The organism is Methanoregula sp., from assembly GCF_002835825.1.
Lineage (GTDB): Archaea > Halobacteriota > Methanomicrobia > Methanomicrobiales > Methanospirillaceae > Methanoregula.
This window is the reverse complement of record NZ_PIZH01000332.1, coordinates 1-2,421: the sequence shown is the minus strand read 5'-3', so window position 1 is coordinate 2,421 and position 2,421 is coordinate 1. Positions and strand designations below refer to the sequence as shown.

Genomic DNA, 2,421 nt, shown 5'->3' with positions numbered 1-2,421 from the left:
TCGGAGGAGAGATGAAACCCGCACCAGAGGAATTGCATGGTCCCGGTTCTCAGAGGGCCGTGATAATACAGGAAAGGCGGGGGGAGGGTGAAACTAAAACGGGCCGGTCGGAGGGAGAAAGCACCATTCATCTCCCGGCACACCATGTCTCCGTCGGAGAAGTGTATCTCGCGGAGAGCATCTCTTCCGGTGTCCCGGGTTGGAAAGATCGATTTCAAAAAGGGATTTTTAAAATTATGGTGTTTTACAGTTAAGAGAACACAAATAATAGTTTGTCTCGCATGTCTGGTCACACATAAAACAGCCAAGCGGATTATCTTTTGAACAAACGGTATCACAGTTAGAAATACAAAACAGATGACGCTCGGAACAGCCGCAATTCTGCCACGACGGTGAACCATTTTCCGGTGCGGTGACAGCGCTCTGCCTCGGAAGATCCACGGCATAATAGTGTGCCCCGGCAACAACTGTGCCGGCAATCGATAAGCAGACCATGAACAATACGAGCCGGGCAAGCGGCGAACGTGTGGATTGTGATGATGTCATGTTAACATACCTCCAGGTTACTCGGGAAACTCTTCCGGGTTATTTTTTACAATACATAAATACTGGTATTAAAATCCGATACCATCATCCGATGACTGAGGAGAAGAGCCATCCGGCTCTTCGAATGCGATCGTGATCGCGGTTGAAAAAGTTAAACGGGTTTGAAAAATCAATAGCAGTCTCCCAGGCAAAGGTTATAGCAGGTCTGAGACAGGGTCCCTGCCCACCTGCAGACATTTGCACAGTCGCTGCATTTCCATGACTGGACTACGCTGTTCCCGGGTGCCTGGACCGTGTTCTGCATCGGGAGGTCCACCGCGTAATAATGCGCCCCGGCAACAAGGGAGCCGGCAACCGACAGGCAGATCATAAAGAGCACGAGGCTGGCGAGCGGGGATCGTTGTGGTTCTGGCAATACGTTGTCCTCACTAGTATCTGGTTCTGTCACGACGGGTATAAAATACCGATGAAAGGATATCCGGAGCTTTGGTCATGAGCCATCCGGTTACCACCAACCCATAGCTATAACGGTTCGTGGGCACGTTGAGTGCAGCCTCTACCCAATCATCCTTGTTAGATCCAGGGGTCCATCATGCCATTTCCGGGTGCATGGATTGCAGCCTGCTGCAAGGGGAGATCGATGGCAACGTAGTGGACTCCTGCGATAATGCAACCGAGAACGGCCAGACATACCATCAGCAGAACAATTTTCTTCATCCCTTCGTCCATGGCGTCCTATGTTAACGTATCAGATAAAAAGAATATCGGCCCAAAAGAATTCCCCGGTAACAAAGCAGGCTGCCCCCTTATAATTTCACGTTCGCTGCAGCAAGGTACTCGCCGAGTGCCTGCAAAAATGCCCGGATATCTTCCGGGTAAATTGCGCCCATGACCGAGAGCCGGAACGATCGTTTCCGGATCTTTCCCGGGTAGATGGTAAATCCCCGGCTATAGAGAAAATCGTGCATGCGGTCAAAATCAAACCGGGGATCCTCCGGCTCCAGGACCGTTAAGAGGATGTGCGATTCCAGCTCTTCTGCGAGAAGCAGGGAAAAACCCAGGGCGAGCAGACCCGACCGGAGCATTGTATAGTTTTCCCTGTATCGCCGGTAGCGTTCAGTACCCCCTTCTTCGAAATATTCAGAGATTGCCTGCTGCAGGGCATAGGCAACCTGGACCGGGATGGTGAACGGGGTCTGGCCGGTTGTTTCAAGATACTGGTACTGGCTGTACAGATCAAGATAAAACGAACGCTTCCGGTACCCCTGTATCGCTTCCAGGGCATCGCGCCGGCAGATAACAAACGCGATGCCTGCCATTCCCTGGATGCACTTGTTCGAAGTGGAAAGCAAAAAATCGGCGCCGGAGGCCCGGATGTCGATCGGTATACCGGCGTAACTCGAGATGGCGTCGACAAGAAAGGTGCACTGGTATTTTTTCGCCAGGGCACCGGTCTCGTCCAGCGGGTTGAGGATGCCGGTCGTTGTCTCGTGATGGACAAGCACGAGACAGCAGATGGTGCGGTCATTCCTGAGCACCTCTTCAACAACCGCCAGGTCGATTTTGCTGCCCCAGTCAAAGCGGATGGGAACATTCGGGATGGCATAGGACCCGGCAATGGCCACAAATCTCTCGCCATAAGCCCCGTTCACGATGACAGCGACTTTCCTGTTCTCCGGAACCACGGAGTTGATTACGGAATCCATGACGGCTGTTCCGGATCCGGCAAACAGGACGGCGGTGTACGTATCATCCCCACCGGCTATCTTCACCAGGTCCCGGCGTATCCCGGAGCGGACCTGCACGAACTCCTCTTCCCGCGCACACATATCCGGCACTACCAGTGCCTCTTTCACGGTATCGTTCGGGGTGGCG

4 protein-coding genes are annotated in these 2,421 nt (G+C 53.0%); 1 reads left to right on the top strand and 3 read right to left on the bottom strand.

The features are described 5' to 3' along the window. On the top strand, positions 1-254 hold a 254-nt coding region (locus tag CW742_RS10660), incomplete at its 5' end, for a hypothetical protein (RefSeq protein WP_292420217.1). A 461-nt stretch (positions 255-715) separates the two neighbouring features. On the opposite strand, the gene CW742_RS10655 is transcribed toward CW742_RS10660, so the two are convergent. From CW742_RS10655 to CW742_RS10645, 3 genes are all read right to left on the bottom strand, one after another. Further along, positions 716-994 carry a hypothetical protein gene (locus tag CW742_RS10655; RefSeq protein WP_292420214.1) on the bottom strand — a complete coding sequence of 93 codons (279 nt, stop codon included), beginning with the start codon at positions 992-994 and terminating at the stop codon, positions 716-718. Between the two features lie 125 nt (positions 995-1,119). Next, positions 1,120-1,263 (bottom strand): hypothetical protein, encoded by a 144-nt coding sequence (locus CW742_RS10650; protein ID WP_292420211.1) that lies wholly within the window; start codon positions 1,261-1,263, stop codon positions 1,120-1,122. Positions 1,264-1,352: 89 nt separating this feature from the next. Continuing rightward, on the bottom strand, positions 1,353-2,421 hold a 1,069-nt coding region (locus tag CW742_RS10645), incomplete at its 5' end, for a 2-aminoethylphosphonate aminotransferase (RefSeq protein WP_292420208.1).